Genomic DNA, 13636 nt, shown 5'->3' with positions numbered 1-13636 from the left:
GAGGGCTTGCTAAAGGTGCAAACGCTCTGCCAAAGCTCGCAACACTTGGCCGCTTGCCTGTGGCGCACCACGCGTTAGATAGAGAGCAGGCCCGGTTTATGGGGCAAATAGGGATCACACGATAATGGCGACTTTCACCCTTCCTAAGAACTCAGTCATCCGCAAAGATGGCAAAGTGCACAAGGCCGACGGCGGCAAACGCGTGAAGTCGTTCAAGATCTATCGCTATGATCCGGATAGCGGGAAGAACCCGCATTATGACAAGTTCGAGATCGACCTTGATGAATGCGGTCCGATGGTTCTGGATGCGCTGTTCAAGATCAAGAACGAGATTGACCCAACGCTCACCTTCCGCCGCTCCTGCCGCGAAGGGATCTGCGGCTCATGTTCGATGAACTTGAACGGCAAGAACGGGCTCGCTTGTACAACTGCGATTGAAGACCTCAAAGGCGAGATCCGTATCACGCCCCTGCCCCATATGGATGTGATCAAGGATCTGGTGCCGGACTTCACGCACTTCTATGCGCAATACGCCAGCATTCGCCCGTGGCTGCAAACCGTCAGCCCTACACCCTCGGGCAAAGAGCGTTTGCAAACGCCCGAACAGCGCGAGAAGCTGGATGGCCTGTATGAGTGCATCCTGTGCGCGTGCTGCTCGACTTCATGCCCCAGCTATTGGTGGAATTCAGACAAGTTCCTGGGTCCTGCAATCCTGCTGCAGGCCTATCGCTGGCTTGCCGACAGCCGCGATGAGATGACAGGCGAGCGCCTGAACGAGTTGGAAGACCCCTTCCGCCTCTATCGCTGCCATACCATCATGAACTGCGCGAATGTATGCCCCAAAGGCCTTTCGCCAGCGAAAGCGATCGCTGAGACCAAGAAGATGATGGCCGAGCGCGCCATTTAAGGGCGCTGTTATGGCGCTTTCAGAAGACGTCTTCGAACATGGCCTTGACCCGGAGAATCCGGGTTGGCGGCACTGGAACCTCAAAGATGACACGCTGTTCAATGGCGCCGTCATGGGTCGCCTGATCACTCGTGTCGATGATGATGGGAGAGCGCGGCTTCGCATGTTCCCAGAACGCCGACATGAGAACCTGCAAGGCATCATCCACGGTGCCGTGACGCTAGCGCTTATCGACATCTCGATGTTCACGACAATGCACACAATCGGCAGCGGCAATGCAGGCCCATCGGTCACCCTAGAGCTCTCCACCCAGTTCGTGGGCGGCGGAGACATCGAAAGGCCGCTTGATGCTGTGAACGAGATCGTGCGCGAAACCGGCAAGCTCGTCTTCGTGCGCGGCCAATGCGTGCAGGATGATGACGTCGTCGCAAGCTATTCCGGCATCGTGCGCAAGATGCGACCACGAGCGGAATAGAGCAATGCTCGCGCGGTATGAGAAGCTGATTGCGAATGGTGAACTGCGAGCTGATCCAGATCAGCGCCGTGCAGCTGTGCGTTTGGATCAACTGCAAAAGGAGCTTGAAGCGGAACGCCCAGGCGGCCTTCTCACACAGCTATTCAGCCGCAAGACCGTTCGCCCGCAAGGCGTCTACATGTGGGGCGGCGTAGGACGCGGAAAATCCATGCTGATGGACCTATTCCATGACCAACTCTCAATCAAAGAGAAACGCCGCGTCCACTTCCACGCCTTCATGCAGGAAGTACATGAAGAGATGCGTCTTGCCCGGCAAAACCATGATGGCGACCCGATCCCTCCGGTTGCAGAGAAGCTGGCTGACGGCATTCGCGTGCTCGCCTTTGACGAGATGGTAGTGAACAATTCAGCCGATGCAATGATCATGAGCCGTCTGTTCACACAGCTGATCCGAGAGCAAGACGTCGCAATCGTAACGACTTCTAACCGCCCGCCTACAGACCTCTACAAAGATGGTCTAAATCGCGAGCATTTCCTGCCCTTCATCGACCTTATAACAGAAGAGTTAGACGTCGTAGGCCTCAATGGACCGACCGATTACCGATTGGATCGCATCGGTGATATGACCACTTGGCACATCCCACTAGGCGATGCGGCAACTGCCAAAGTGCGTGAGGCGTTTTTCCGCTTGACTGATTTCGATCCAGAAGATGCGGCAAACGTTCCGTCCGGAGAACTGGCAATTGGCGCGAAGCGAACCATGCATGTGCCAAAATCTCTTAAAGGTGTTGGCGTGTTCAGCTTTAAACGGCTTTGTGCTGAGGCACGCGGAGCGCCAGACTATCTCGCCATTGCGCGTAATTTCCACACCGTCATTATCGTTGGCATACCGCAAATGGGACCTGACAAGCGCAATGAGGCGGCGCGTTTCGTGACGCTAATTGATGCTCTTTACGAGCACCGCGTAAAGCTGTTTGCGACCGCAGCAGCAGCGCCGGATTCACTCTACACAGCTGGCGATGGCAGTTTCGAATTCGAGAGAACAACAAGCCGCCTCAACGAAATGCAGAGTGACGAGTACTTGGCACTAGGCCATGGCGTAGAGCAGTAAGCCTAACAAGTAACGCTCAAGCGGCGGCAGATGCGATCTGATCAGCCAGCCTTCGTTGTGCAGACACGAGCCGGTTCATCACCTTCAAGTCTTGCTCTCGCAGCTCAAGTGCAGTGTCTGCCCACATTTCTGTAATACGGTTCAGTTCTTCGAGCTCAAGCTGCCAAACCCGCTTCATGGCGCGACGCGAACCGACAAGACCGGCATGGCGGCGGTCTGATTTCTTAATGAAATCACGCACCGCATTTACGCCGTCGCCCGGCTCCGCCAAATGATGCACGATACCTAAATCATACATTTGCTCAGCAGAATAAGTTTCGTTTGAGACGATTATGCGATCCGCCATCGCACTTCCAAGCTTGCGTGACAGCAAAGCATGAGCACCCATCCCTGGATATAGCCCAAACATTATTTCTGGCAGACCAAAAGTCGATTGCTTCTCAGCGACGATATAATCGAACGAAAGCAGGGCCTCGAACCCGCCGCCAAGCGCCGATCCTTGAACCAGTCCCACCGTAAGCATCGGAATCTCGAGTGTGCGAATATTGCGATGCAAAATCCTGCAACAGCGGTGTCCATATTCCACCAACGCAGTGCGGTCTCGGTCCCGGATCAACCTCTGGAACAAGTCCAAATCACCACCGAAGCAAAACACATCAGGCGACCGACTACCCAGAACTAAGTATTTAAGTGGTACTCTGTCGGGCCCAAACCCATGCTGGATCAGGTCTTGCCATCGCTCGAAGTCTTTGAGCATGGCCGGAGTAAAACTTGGCCGGCCTTCTGGATTCATATAAGTCCAAAGCGCCGCTGAGCGGTCTTCGTACAACACATCCAGCTCTTGTAATGAATAAAGCTGCTCGGGAATAGCTGAGTGGAGAGCGCTCTCAGCGAGCAATTCGTCCTCGCTTAACAAAGGCATCGCTCGGCCCGCGCTGCTATCCATAACTAATATCTCCAGTTCGACCCTGCCACTCCGCGAACTTACCGTAGAGTAACACGTACCGCCTTTTTGGCTGGTTACGAACAAATACTAGTCTCATGATACAAGTGTTTGCAAATTGATATTTGCGCTTTTCCGGGGCCTAGAGTCTCAATACGGGGCAAAACATCGTAAACACAAAGCCCTACGTCAGCATACGCGAACTAAATGCGGCTGATCTGGCTATCACTCAGTAACATCGAGCCGCTCGAGTGATTTTTGCAGCATCAGCATCTGCCAAAGAAGTCGCGAGTTATCGCTGCGACCAGCAATGTGATCATCAGCCAATCTCGCAAGACTGCCGGCATCGAACCAACCCGTCCGCGCAAGCACAGAGCTGGATGCAATGGCTCGCGTCTGGTCACTCAATGGACCGCGCAACCAGCTTGCGATTGGCGTAACAAAGCCCTGCTTAGGCCGGTAAAGGATGTCATTGGGCAAATAGCGCTCCATACACTTCTTTAGCAGGTACTTGCCGGTGGAGCCCCTGACCCGCATCTTTTCCGGCAGGCGCGCGGCAAACTCGACAAGACGGTGATCCAGCAGCGGTTCACGCGCTTCCAAGCTTACCGCCATACTGGTGCGATCCACTTTGGTTAGGATGTCACCAGGAAGCCAAAAGGAAAGATCGGCATATTGCGCCCGGTCAAGACCGCTGCGCCCCGGCGCCTCTGACATTAGTTTGATCAGTTCATCCTCAGCCTGATACCCACTAAGTCTTGCTGAGAAATTGCTCGAATAAAGTGCCGCTCTTGCATGGGCGGACGCGACTGATAGGCCACGCGCATATCCCGCCTCCCCATTTTCAGCGAGCGCGAGCAAAGTTGCTTTTGCACGCAGCGGCCGCGGTGCCCAGTCCGCTTTCGGCCAAAACCGCCCCAGCGTACCAAAAAGCGGTTCGCGCAATCCCGCTGGCAACAATGATCTCACACGTTCTTCATTGTGATGGAACACCTGGCGTCGATAGCCTGCAAAGGCTTCATCCGCGCCGTCGCCCGATAGCGCAACAGTGACTTTCTCACGCGCCAACTGACACACTCGCCAAGTTGCGAGCGCGGAAGCATCGGCGAATGGTTCGTCAAACATGCCAGCGAGTTGCTCGATGGCGGAAAAGTCATCCTCACTAACTGTGCGCGCATCATGCGAGGTGCTGAACTGGTCTGCGATCTTTTCTGCGTAGGTGGTTTCATCGAACGCAGAGACATCGAAGCCGATTGAGCATGTGCGCACAGGCTCCGCACTGGCCTCACTCATCAATGCAACAACACTTGAGCTGTCGACCCCACCAGACAAAAACGCGCCAAGCGGCACATCTGAAACCATCCGCGATTGCACCGCCTCGCGCATCAAATGCACAAGTTCCGCCGAAAGGTCGGCCTCTGATCCGGATGCGCGCTCAGCAAAACTGATATCCCACCACCTGCGCGGCGATGGCACCGGTTTGCCTTGTTCAAGCAGCATGAAGTGGGCAGCGGGAAGCTTGCGAACACCAGAAAGGATCGAATGACTGTCAGGAACGTATCCCCATGTCAGATAGGCATCGACTGCATGAGGATTGACGCGCCGCCGCATCAAGGGATGTGCCAGAAGCCCCTTTAACTCGGAAGCAAAGGCTAAGCTGCCATCCGAGAGCTCAGCCATAAACAATGGCTTCACGCCAAACCGATCGCGCGCCAGGAACAGTTGCCGATTTTCTATGTCGTAAAGCGCAAAAGCGAACATGCCATGGAGTTTGTCCAAGCAATCGACGCCCCATCGCTGCCATGCGGCAAGGATTACCTCAGTATCACCTGATGTGCGAAACCTTGCGCCACCCTTCTCTAGTTCGCGGCGAAGCTCACGATAATTGTATATCTCACCATTGAAAGCGATCACCGCGCGGCCATCGACCGAATGCATTGGCTGCGGTGAACCTTCGAGATCAATGATTGAAAGGCGGCGATGGCCCAGTCCGATGCCGTGATCTGTCCAAACGCCTGAACCGTCAGGTCCACGGTGAACCAACGCGTCGCACATCCGTTCGACCCGCAAGGGGTCTACTGGCTTTGGCGTTTCAGCATGAAAAATTCCCGCGATCCCACACATAGTCGATGCTGGCGTTAGCTCACGGAAGCGGGGCCGACAATCGTGGCGATGGTCCCGCCCAAGATTGCAAGGCCAACAATGCCAGCAATGGCCACAATTCCAGATATTGAACCGGTCTCGACCTTATGAAGCCAAAGAAATTCTGCGACTTGTGCTGTTTTCCAACCATAGTCCTCAGGTTCACGCTCGAAGAACCGCCATGCAGCGCCAAGAACAATCGCGACAACGACGGCAAAGAAAATCCAACCGTAGAATATGTGATCAAAACCTGCAGCGAATTCGACGCCTTGGCTTTGAGCAATGTAGATCGTTCCCCAAGCTCGAACACCGTTTGCGATAATTGGAACGACAATTGATGCGAGCATGAATGCAGCGCGCCGCCGCCAGCTTTCAAACTGAGTGAAGCAAACGAGGACTGCCAGTGTGAACATGGCAACAAGGAACTTCACGCCGGAACAGGCCTCCGCCACGATAAACAGGCCAACCGGTGTGTCGATATAAATGCCATCTATGACTGCCGGAATGCCACTCCACAGCGTCAAAGCCACTGCAATATCTGCGGTGATGGATTGGAGTTGAGGGATGAACTCATCGCCGAAAGGCACTAGAAAAGCCGCAAAGCAAAGCGGCAAAGCGATCACTAGCGAAGCACGCGGGCCAAGCGTTGCAACTACTACACCTTGTAACGCACCGACCGCGCCAGCATGGGCGATAATGTTTAGCCCGGTTGCTCTGCCAAGACACCAAAGACCAATCCCCGCAGCAACAATCGCCAGTCCTGGCGACCATGCTCTTGGGCTAATCTTCGCAAGCTCACCTGCTTTTGCTGCAACCAGCCAAAACAGAATAATCGGCACCAAAAGGATGTGAGTGTAGGTATCGACGTTCCACCATTGGTGCAGCATCTCGCCCCATTCTCGTGCGGCCATAACCATAACGGCCAAGGCCCCGATTATGAGCGTCAGCAGCGTTTCTCGCCACACCTCAGGAATTCGAGAGAATGCGCCGCTTGTACGCCAATCAGATGACACAGCCTCAGGCGGCATTTCTAGCCTCCTTGCGCTTTCCAGTAATCAGGTCATCAAGCGGTTGGAGCATTGCGTTCCAAACATGATGGGTAAGCACAAACTGGCGCGCAGCACTGCCGATATCAAAGGCCGTATCGGGATTTTTGAACAACTCGACAGCGCGATCACACATCGCCTCAGCATCAGCATCGCACAGTAACCAATGCTCACTATCATTAGCCGCAATCCCCGTCGCAGCATTCGGTGTAAGCATCACCGGGCGAGCCATAGCCATTGCCTCTAGAACCTTATTCTGAACACCGCGCGCAATCATCAGAGGTGCAATCACACAGTCGGCAGCCGCTAGATAAGGGCGAACATCAGGCACCTCGCCCCATACGCTCAATCCCTCAACTCCACGTTTGGCAAGCAGAGCAGAGGTCGGGTTGCGTCCCACTACATGGAGTTCGGAAGCGGGCATCGAAGCGCGGATATGCGGCAAGAAGTGCTCAATTGCCCAAAGGCATGCAGCCTCGTTGGGTGGATAATCCATCTGACCAGTAAAAACGAAATGCGGTCCCTTACGCGAAACTAAACGCGGTTCAGCCGTCACTTTGTCGGGGTCAAATGCGACTGCATCAATACCATTGCCGATAACCTGCACATTTGCCACCGACGGAGATCGCAAGCGCGACACAAAAAGTTCGGCCTCCGCATCGCTGATCAAGATCGTCGCATCTGCCCGGCCAGCAAGGTGCTCTTCTGCGCGAGCGAGTAGCCGCCCTTCCCTTTTGTTCAGCCAGACACGCGTCCCAGCGGCGGCATAGCTTTCAAACTTTGCGCTATCCACGTCGCAAAGATCAATGATCACGCGGCCCTTAAAATCTTCAGGGATGTATTGCCCCATTTGACCTGAAAAAATCACGATCGTTCCGATCTTGCGTTCGGCAACCGTATCGCGCACCCATTCGGCAAAACGCGAATTGTGGAACGCGGTAAGGCTCACAGGTTTGCCAGTCAGCACCGCTTCCGCACCTGCCCAAAGTAGGGGTTTCGCCCGATTGAATATGCGATGAGACTTCGCAAGATCAATCAAGGTCGATGCACCTGCTCGATCCTCTGCAGATTCCGCGAAGCAACCTACATGAACCGGTGCGATTTTCGCGAGCTTTGTCAGCAGGTTGGCGCTGCGAATTTTGTCTCCACGGTTGGGAGGAAAGGGCACGCGATGCGCTAAAAAGAGGATTTCTTGCATGACCTAGTCGCACCTCAGGCAAGATCACGGGCGATGAAAGGCCCAACAAAATTGGCGAGCGGCAAAGGAAGCTTTTTCCAAAGCTCAATCTTGCGCGAATATGCTTGGCTAGTTGGGTCAATGTCGCGCGGCTTGCTGCAAGGTGCTGTCCACTCGCCATATTGCAGCGGCTGCGGTTCAAAGCCCCAATTCTTCTTGAAATTATAAGGCCCGCTGCCCGTCTTCGAACGGCCAAAGTCGAAGCGCTCCATCCCTTTGCGACGGGCGTGAAGCATCAGCTCGTAATACATCCGCTCATTGGCACGGGCTGCGCGCGCAGCGAAAGTACCGCCGCCCCAGAACGGCAATACAGCCCCATTGTGATAGAAGGAAAACACACTCGCAATCGGCGCATCATCCTTGAGCACGGTAAGAATATCGCTTGCATCGGGGAATGCATCCAGCATCGCGCTGAATAAGCGCTTAGGGAAAACGGGCGTGCCTAGGTTGCGTACGCTTTCGCTGTAAACCGCATAGTGCGCCGCGAGGTCTGATCCCTCACGCCCTACTTTGACCGAAAGATCGTTTTTAAGCGCTTTGCGGACTTCGGCTCGCGCTTTGCGCGGGATTGCAATGAGCTCCGCTTCATCATCTGCGGCGAGATCACGTTCGAAACCGCAATGCTTGTTGTCCCAAGAATGCCACCCATCGGGGATCAAGCCACCGCGAAGCTCAACACTCGAATAGCCATGTCTTGTGGCATATTCTTGAGCAGCTTTTGCGAGTTGCGCTGCAACATCGGAGCAATCTGCAAGGATGCCGCCACCAACACCGAACCCGCTGGAGACTAGTATTTGTCCAAATAGATGTGAGCGAACCTCAGTCAGGGGGAGCCAACCGTTCACAACGCCCATCTGTTCAGTAATCACGCCAGTGGCGCGCTGTCCCGTCCCTGCCTCAACTGCCTTGAGCCATTGCGGCATGTGAAACACGCTACCGCCTTGCTCGCGCACGAACTCTTCAATCGACGCGCAAGTCGCAGCGTCAGCAAGTGAGGCGATGCTCACTTTCGATTTCATGGCAACTGGCGCGTTCATACCAGTTCGCGCTCTAACTGGTGAAAGGCGACCGCACGGAGTCGCTGCTCCCGAGCAAGCGCGTCCATCCTTCCCCATTCAAATTCGCGCACCAATTCGCCAAGTTTACCGGCCATTCTGCCAAGATTTGTGTAGTGGCGCAGCTTGGAGCGCATCGGCGCATTCGCGACGCGCGGCTGATCGGGATCCACTTCCCACGGGTGGAAGTAGAACACTGCTGGTCGCTCGTCAGTCTGATTGACCTGACGAATCGCCCAACGCGAAAAGGCATAGGGCAGAACACGGAAGAACCCCCCGCCTCCAGCCGCCAATCGCTTACTGCCCAGCTTTGCCGTCGTAACGGGGATTTCGATCAGCTCAGATGAGGCAAGCGGTTTGAAAGCGAAACGCGGTGCCTCAGGCCAGCCATAATGATCATGCGCTATAGGAGCGACGCTGGACGAATAATCATATCCTTGTTCAGCCAGCTCTTCAAAAGCCCAAGGCGTGCGCTGATCGATCGAGAAACTCGGAGCGCGATATCCGGTTATTTTTTGTCCAGAGCAATCTTCGAGGATCTCTCGGGCAAGCTTGATGTCTTGTGCAAACTCGCGCCTGTCGAAAGTGAAAACACGCGCATGGTCAAAGCCATGGCTCGCCACCTCATGCCCAGCATCGACAATGCGACGAATTAGCTTTTGATGGCGCTTGGCCACCCATCCAAGCGTGAAGAATGTCGCCGAAACTTGCGCTTCAGCGAACAGGTCAAGAATACGCAGGACATTTCCTTCGACACGCATATCAATCGCTTCCCAATCGGTGCGCTTGATGACATTCTCAAATGCCCCGACTTGAAACCAATCCTCAACATCGACCGACAGGCCGTTGACGATTGCTTTTTTGGATCGTGCATCAGGGACCGGGATGGAACTCTGAGCATTCATTGTCAGGCCGCCTCGCGCGACGGATCATCCTCAAGCCACTCGATCAGCATCGTGAGCACATGACGGAATGAGCGCTCTTGCTCTTCTAGCCGCTCTTCTATGCGCACAAGAGCATCAGACACCTCAGGGTCATCCTGCTCTTCTGCACCAGAGCCACTGGGCTTTGCCCCTGCGGCTTGCAGTTCAGAGATCGCAGCTTCGAGTTCCGCCGTCCGCTCATCACGCTCAGCCAGCAGGGCGGCAACCTCCGTGGCTGGAACGCTGTCGATATCATTTTGCGATGCGGGCGCGGCTGCGACAGGCTCAATGCTCAGCGGGCTCGGTTCATCCTTTGCACCGCGTGATTGATCTGCCTGCATCTCAGCAATAACGGCATCTAGCATCTCGTGACCAACTGCATCCCGCTCTTCGATTGCACCGAGCAACAGCATGCGGTTCATGACTTGGTTTACACGGCGGGGGATACCAGCAGTCGCGCCGTACAGCGCGTCGAGCAGGCCATCTTCGAATATCGGACGACCATCCCATCCGACATGCCTTAGGCGGTGTTGGACGTAGTCTTCGACCTCATCAGCATTGAGCGCTTCGAGGTGGTGCGAAGCTATGATGCGCTGACGCAACTGCTCGAGATCAGGGTGATGCGCAAGTGTCCGGCGGAATTGCGGTTGGCCTAGCAACAAGCTTTGCAAAAGGGGGTGTGATCCCAATTGGAAGTTTGAAAGCATACGCAGTTCTTCAAGCGCGGTGAATTCGAGGTTCTGGCATTCGTCAACGATCAGCAAGCATCGCCGCCCTGCCCGTGCTTCATCCTGTAGGAAGGCTTCGATTGCGCCTAGAGCGCCTGCTTTGTCGTGGCCCTCAACTGGCAGGCCAAAAGCTTGAGCGACGACATGAATTAGCTCTTCGCCATCGAGCGCACTCGTCACAACCTGAGCGACTGTCAGCGCTTCTGGATCAATCCGCTCCATTAGGTGTGCGACCAGCGTAGATTTACCCGCGCCAACTTCGCCAGTGATGACGATAAAGCCTTCACTCTGATTGAGACCGTAGCCAAGATAGCTCATCGCTTTCTTGTGGCTCGCGCTCTCAAAGTAAAAATCGGGATCGGGCGTAAGCTGAAACGGCCGTCCGCTTAATCCGTAATATTGATCATACATAGCAAGTGAGCTCTTTTTCGATCAGAAGTTGTAACGCAGGCCAAGCAGCGCAGTGGCAGTGGCGAAGTCTTCGGCAGTGAAATCGCTATCGAAGTAGTCGACCGCCAGGGCGGCACGGGCCGACAGGCGGCTTGTGAGGCTGCGGTTATAGGCAGCGGATGCGCCGTAAGCGGTCAGGTCGCCATTGGCTTCGCCCGCATCGAACCAAGTCGCATAGGCGTTGGCCTGAATGCTGCCCGTGCGGCCAATGTCACGGACAAGGCCGGCGGTGATGTAGTAGCTTTCATCCTCAAGCCCATCGACGCTCTCAAGCGCACTTCCAGCAGCAGCGATAAAGGTCCGGCGATCATATCCGGCGCCAAATGCAGCATTGAGACGGCCAATCTGGCGCTGATAGCTTGCCGAAACACCGCGATTGCGGAAGGCAGAAGAGCGGATTGAGCCGAGCGAATTGACCAGGCCAGAGCCTTCGCCGCCGCCAGTTAGCAATCCACCGAAATCACCCGTCACCGGGTTCCGTAAAGCTGTAAAGTCACTGCCAACTTGCGAAAGGGCATTGCCAAGAGCGCCGCCATAACCAGACAGATTGTCATAGACAGAGACGTTCAGTGCGCTGCGCTCGCTCGGGACGTAAGTGAAGCTGCCGTAATAGGTCGTGCTGTCGTAGCGCTCGCCCACACGGGCAACGAGTTCGGTGCGTGAACTTGGACGCCACATAACACCCACGTCCCAAAGCAATCCGTCAACGTCGAATGCTACCAATCGCGGTGTAGCGCTGTCCGTGATCAGACGCCCATCAGCGCCAATTACTGGATCACCGTTCACATCGCGAACCGCATCGCGGCTGGAAACCTCGACATCCTCATAACCAACGCCACCCACCAGAGCGAGCGTATCGCTGACCGGCAAAGTGACATCACCGCGCACGAATACATCGCGCACGCGCTGGTCGAGGTTTGATATATCTTCTTGATAGCCACCTGCCGTTACAGCGACACCAATCGGAAGCGGATCGCCTGCGCGCGTGCCAGCGGTAAGCTGACCGCGATAGGCAACACTATCGTCGAAAACATCAATAGGGTCGCCGTTTGCATTGACGATGGCATTGTTCGTCTCAAACCGGTTGTACCCGACGCTGGCTTGACCTGTGATGTCGACGGCGCCTGCGCGCGTCGCGATCGTTGGCCCTGCATACACAGAGTAAACTTGGCTCGTCGCATCGGCGCTTACCAAGGGATTGGGTGATACTGCCCCACCGCCATCTACGCGTGTCCGGCTTGCCAATGCGCCAGCTTCGAAGTTTACCGCATTCGGGATGACTGCGAGATAACCGCGGGCAATGCCGCTTACCGTGTCTGTGTCGACGCTGTCATCGCCATAGCCAATGTTACGCTCATAGCGGACCGATACCGAGGCTCCGCTGCTGCGCCCTTGCACGTTCATATCCACACCGGCCGCGACCTGAGTGAAGGTTAGCACTTCATCGCCTGGAGACAGTTCAGCAGAGAGCACTTGGCTCACTTCAATGTAAGGCTGCACGGTGGTCGTGCGGGCGCTGTCAGCATCTTGTGCTTGCGCAGGTGTTACAGCCGCAAAGGCTGCAATTCCACAAATTAGCGTTTCTCTATAGAAGCGCATTGTCATTCCTCCCTTTCGCCATAGTCGCCAAAGCGGCGGCCTGACGGGCTGAATTGAGCTGCATTGAGCAGCAGTTTGATATCGGGGCAGGCCGAAAGCAGCTGACGCGCATCGTCGAGAGCCGCACGGCCCGTTTGGTCGGCACGCACCACCAGCAACGCCTGACCTACATGGGCGGCGAGCTCAGCAGCGGGCGACGCTGCAAGTGCTGGAGGAGTGTCAAAAATGATGAAGCGATTAGGCGCACCACGCGTGAGGCGATCAAGCACCTCTCCAGTCCGAGCGCTTGTCAAATGCTCAGCGTCTCGCGCGGTACTCGTGCCCGCTTGCAGTATGAATAGGCCATCAATGTCCGTTGGCGAGACGAGATTCTCAGGGCGTATCGTCCGATCGACCAGCGCGTCCATTAGGCCCTCTGCCGGTTCAAGACCCAAGCGTCGGGCGATTGAAGGGTTGATTACATCGGCATCGACCAGAACAACTTCGATATCGCGTTCGGCAGCCAAAGCGATTGCGAGGTTGGTTGCGCAATAGGTTTTGCCTTCTCCGGGATGCGGAGAGCAAACGAGTATTCGTCGCGAGTCGGCTTCTTCGGCTGCACGTGCATCTGCAAGCAGCTCGCGCTTTACGATGCGGAACTCCTCCAAGAGGCCTGTCACTGGGTCTTCTGGAATGATCAAGCCTGCATCGTGCAGATAGTCACGGTCAATCTCGATACGTGGGCCGCATAGTTGTACGGCGCGATCTTCTTTGGGTTCTGGCGCGGGTTGATAGCTCTCAGGCACCGAATGCGTGGTTTGTGCTGTGGCCACCGCGACCGGAGCAGCGACTGGAGCTTTCGGTGCTACCTTAGGATCTGGCTTGGGCCGCCGCGCGGCAGGTCGCTTTCCAGCAGGGAGATTTTTGGGAACCTTAGCGGTGCCCAAATTCTCCAACCCAAATGCCGCATCAGCCCGTTCAAATAGTGAACCGGGTTCGGCGTTCTTGCGCGATATTTTGCTATGATCGTTCATCGCTGGC

Annotated in this window: 12 protein-coding genes; 3 read left to right on the top strand and 9 right to left on the bottom strand. The window is 55.5% G+C overall.

The features are described 5' to 3' along the window. Positions 1–124: 124 nt before the first annotated feature. From AC0V6N_RS05075 to zapE, 3 genes are read left to right on the top strand one after another with little or no spacing between them, the layout of a single operon-like run. Positions 125–907, top strand: a complete 783-nt coding sequence (locus AC0V6N_RS05075) for a succinate dehydrogenase iron-sulfur subunit (RefSeq protein ID WP_486170506.1) — start codon at positions 125–127, stop codon at positions 905–907. A gap of 10 nt (positions 908–917) precedes the next feature. Next, a complete protein-coding gene (locus AC0V6N_RS05070) occupies positions 918–1382 on the top strand; it encodes a PaaI family thioesterase (protein ID WP_486170505.1) in 465 nt (154 codons plus the stop codon). A 4-nt stretch (positions 1383–1386) separates the two neighbouring features. After that, the gene (zapE, locus tag AC0V6N_RS05065) at positions 1387–2493 is read left to right on the top strand and encodes a cell division protein ZapE (RefSeq protein WP_486170504.1); all 1107 of its coding nucleotides are present in this window, start codon (positions 1387–1389) and stop codon (positions 2491–2493) included. Positions 2494–2509: 16 nt separating this feature from the next. On the opposite strand, the gene AC0V6N_RS05060 is transcribed toward zapE, so the two are convergent. The 9 genes from AC0V6N_RS05060 to AC0V6N_RS05020 all read right to left on the bottom strand — a co-directional run bounded on the left by AC0V6N_RS05060 (position 2510) and on the right by AC0V6N_RS05020 (position 13629). Continuing rightward, positions 2510–3439 (bottom strand): crotonase/enoyl-CoA hydratase family protein, encoded by a 930-nt coding sequence (locus AC0V6N_RS05060; protein WP_486170503.1) that lies wholly within the window; start codon positions 3437–3439, stop codon positions 2510–2512. 222 nt (positions 3440–3661) lie between these two features. After that, positions 3662–5560 (bottom strand): XrtA/PEP-CTERM system amidotransferase, encoded by a 1899-nt coding sequence (locus AC0V6N_RS05055; RefSeq protein ID WP_486170502.1) that lies wholly within the window; start codon positions 5558–5560, stop codon positions 3662–3664. 14 nt (positions 5561–5574) lie between these two features. Beyond that, the gene (xrtA, locus tag AC0V6N_RS05050; protein WP_486170501.1) at positions 5575–6606 is read right to left on the bottom strand and encodes an exosortase A; all 1032 of its coding nucleotides are present in this window, start codon (positions 6604–6606) and stop codon (positions 5575–5577) included. Next, on the bottom strand, positions 6596–7822 hold the full coding sequence (locus AC0V6N_RS05045; RefSeq protein WP_486170500.1) for a TIGR03087 family PEP-CTERM/XrtA system glycosyltransferase: 1227 nt from the start codon (positions 7820–7822) through the stop codon (positions 6596–6598). Before AC0V6N_RS05045 ends, xrtA begins: the two co-directional genes overlap by 11 nt. Before the next feature lie 14 nt (positions 7823–7836). Then, positions 7837–8898: a FemAB family XrtA/PEP-CTERM system-associated protein gene (locus AC0V6N_RS05040; protein WP_486170499.1), complete on the bottom strand. Its 1062-nt coding sequence runs from the start codon at positions 8896–8898 to the stop codon at positions 7837–7839. Then, positions 8895–9821 carry an XrtA system polysaccharide deacetylase gene (locus AC0V6N_RS05035; RefSeq protein WP_486170498.1) on the bottom strand — a complete coding sequence of 309 codons (927 nt, stop codon included), beginning with the start codon at positions 9819–9821 and terminating at the stop codon, positions 8895–8897. Before AC0V6N_RS05035 ends, AC0V6N_RS05040 begins: the two co-directional genes overlap by 4 nt. Positions 9822–9823: 2 nt before the next feature. Beyond that, positions 9824–10978, bottom strand: a complete 1155-nt coding sequence (locus AC0V6N_RS05030) for an XrtA/PEP-CTERM system-associated ATPase (protein ID WP_486170497.1) — start codon at positions 10976–10978, stop codon at positions 9824–9826. Positions 10979–10999: 21 nt separating this feature from the next. Next, on the bottom strand, positions 11000–12616 hold the full coding sequence (locus AC0V6N_RS05025) for a preprotein translocase subunit YajC (RefSeq protein WP_486170496.1): 1617 nt from the start codon (positions 12614–12616) through the stop codon (positions 11000–11002). Between the two features lie 2 nt (positions 12617–12618). Continuing rightward, positions 12619–13629, bottom strand: coding sequence for a P-loop NTPase (locus AC0V6N_RS05020; protein WP_486170495.1), 1011 nt, complete (start codon positions 13627–13629; stop codon positions 12619–12621). Positions 13630–13636: the final 7 nt, after the last annotated feature.

The organism is Erythrobacter sp. S57(2025) (genome assembly GCF_057365055.1).
Note: the sequence above shows the minus strand (reverse complement) of the source record. Positions and strands in the feature narration are given on the sequence as shown.

Excerpts from the sequence above, each read along its gene's own strand:
- AC0V6N_RS05075 (WP_486170506.1), top strand. The coding sequence starts at position 125 with ATGGCGACTTTCACCCTTCCTAAGAACTCAGTCATCCGCAAAGATGGC.
- AC0V6N_RS05070 (WP_486170505.1), top strand. The coding sequence starts at position 918 with ATGGCGCTTTCAGAAGACGTCTTCGAACATGGCCTTGACCCGGAGAAT.
- zapE (WP_486170504.1), top strand. The coding sequence starts at position 1,387 with ATGCTCGCGCGGTATGAGAAGCTGATTGCGAATGGTGAACTGCGAGCT.
- AC0V6N_RS05060 (WP_486170503.1), bottom strand. The coding sequence starts at position 3,439 with ATGGATAGCAGCGCGGGCCGAGCGATGCCTTTGTTAAGCGAGGACGAA.
- AC0V6N_RS05055 (WP_486170502.1), bottom strand. The coding sequence starts at position 5,560 with ATGTGTGGGATCGCGGGAATTTTTCATGCTGAAACGCCAAAGCCAGTA.
- xrtA (WP_486170501.1), bottom strand. The coding sequence starts at position 6,606 with ATGCCGCCTGAGGCTGTGTCATCTGATTGGCGTACAAGCGGCGCATTC.
- AC0V6N_RS05045 (WP_486170500.1), bottom strand. The coding sequence starts at position 7,822 with ATGCAAGAAATCCTCTTTTTAGCGCATCGCGTGCCCTTTCCTCCCAAC.
- AC0V6N_RS05040 (WP_486170499.1), bottom strand. The coding sequence starts at position 8,898 with ATGAACGCGCCAGTTGCCATGAAATCGAAAGTGAGCATCGCCTCACTT.
- AC0V6N_RS05035 (WP_486170498.1), bottom strand. The coding sequence starts at position 9,821 with ATGAATGCTCAGAGTTCCATCCCGGTCCCTGATGCACGATCCAAAAAA.
- AC0V6N_RS05030 (WP_486170497.1), bottom strand. The coding sequence starts at position 10,978 with ATGTATGATCAATATTACGGATTAAGCGGACGGCCGTTTCAGCTTACG.
- AC0V6N_RS05025 (WP_486170496.1), bottom strand. The coding sequence starts at position 12,616 with ATGCGCTTCTATAGAGAAACGCTAATTTGTGGAATTGCAGCCTTTGCG.
- AC0V6N_RS05020 (WP_486170495.1), bottom strand. The coding sequence starts at position 13,629 with ATGAACGATCATAGCAAAATATCGCGCAAGAACGCCGAACCCGGTTCA.